General features: G+C 62.8%; 2 protein-coding genes. One reads left to right on the plus strand and one right to left on the minus strand.

From position 1 onward, the window contains the following. A partial coding sequence (locus AC1DU6_RS31180; RefSeq protein WP_477862003.1) for a substrate-binding periplasmic protein occupies positions 1-400 on the plus strand: 400 nt, incomplete at its 5' end. Positions 401-422: 22 nt separating this feature from the next. Here the strand turns inward: AC1DU6_RS31180 and AC1DU6_RS31185 are convergent. Further along, a partial coding sequence (locus tag AC1DU6_RS31185) for a TonB-dependent siderophore receptor (protein WP_477862005.1) occupies positions 423-1,397 on the minus strand: 975 nt, incomplete at its 5' end.

Consider the following 1,397-nt stretch of genomic DNA (forward strand, 5'->3'; position numbering starts at 1 on the left):
AGGCAATCCTCTTGAAGTCTCGACACTCGAGGACACCAAGAAGGTTCGCTCGATCTGCTCCCGGCGCGGTGGCCTGACGACTTCCAGGATGCAGGCAGCAGGCTTCACCAACCTCGAGGCAGGCGCATCCGACGGCAAAGCCATTTACAGGATGTTGATATTCGGCAGATGCGATTTGGCCGTCAGCGATTCACCGTTGGGCGTCATCCATCTATTGAAGCAAATGAACTATTCGTTGGATGCGGTCGTTCAAACGCCCGTCAAACTGATCACCTCTCCCATTTACATTGCCTGCAGCAAGGACATTTCCGATGCGGAAATCGCTCGCTGGCAGGCGGCGCTCGATAAGCTGAAAAGCTCCGGCGCTTTTCAAGCCATACTCAAAAAATATACTGAGTGAGTGACGCAGCTGTGCTGCGAGCTCAGAACTGATATCGCGCCGAGAGCATGTAGCTGCGCCCCGCGCCGGGCAGAACCCAGGCCTGCATATATGAACTGCTGTAGTACAGCCGGTCGAGCAGGTTGTCGATATCGAGGGACGCGCGCCACTGCTTGCCCAGTTGCAGCGAGCCGATCAGCTTGAGCGTGGTGTAGCCCGGCAGCTTGAAGTTGTCGGCTGCCACCAGCGGCGCCACGGCCCCCTCGCGTTCGCCCACATGGTTGATGCCCGCGYCCAACGTCGCGCTATTGGCTCCCAGCAGGAAGGCCTGCACCAGCATCAGATTGGCGCTCTGGCGCGGTACGTTGGCCAGGCGCCGGCCGACCAGGAAGGCATTGCTGTCGCGGGTCACCTGGGCATCGGTCCAGGCGTAGGCAGCCGTCAGACGCAGCCCGGGCAGGACTTCGCCCGAGATGTCGAACTCCAGGCCCCGGCTGCGCACCTCGCCGGCAGCCACCGAGAAGTTGTTCGGGTCCAGCGGGTCGGGGGTCAGCACATTGTTCTTCGCGATCCTGTAGATCGCCAGCGTGCTGCTGGTCTTGCCGTCCGCGGTGTCGAACTTGATCCCCAGCTCGCCGGCCCTGCCCGCTTCAGCGGGGAAGGACTGGAACGCGCGGCTGACGCCGCTGTTGGGGCGAAAGCTCCTGGACGCCGAGGCGTACAGCGACAGCGTCTTGCTCGGCTGGTAGACCAGGCCGACGCGCGGCGTGGTGGCGCTGAGGGACTGGGCGGTCGTGATGCCGTTGCGGCGGTTCAAGAGCGATTGGTCGTAACTGTCGTGGCGCACGCCCAGCAGCATCTTCCACTGCGGTGACAGGTCGATCTGATCCTGGCCGTAGACCGACCTTGAGCGCTGCGCCTCTCGGGTCCAGGTGGTCAGGGGCATGGGCGGCGCCACCTGGCCATAGACCGGCTCGTAGATGTCGATCACCGAGGCTACGGCAACGCGGTACTGCTT

Source organism: Roseateles sp. P5_B10 (assembly GCF_056400485.1).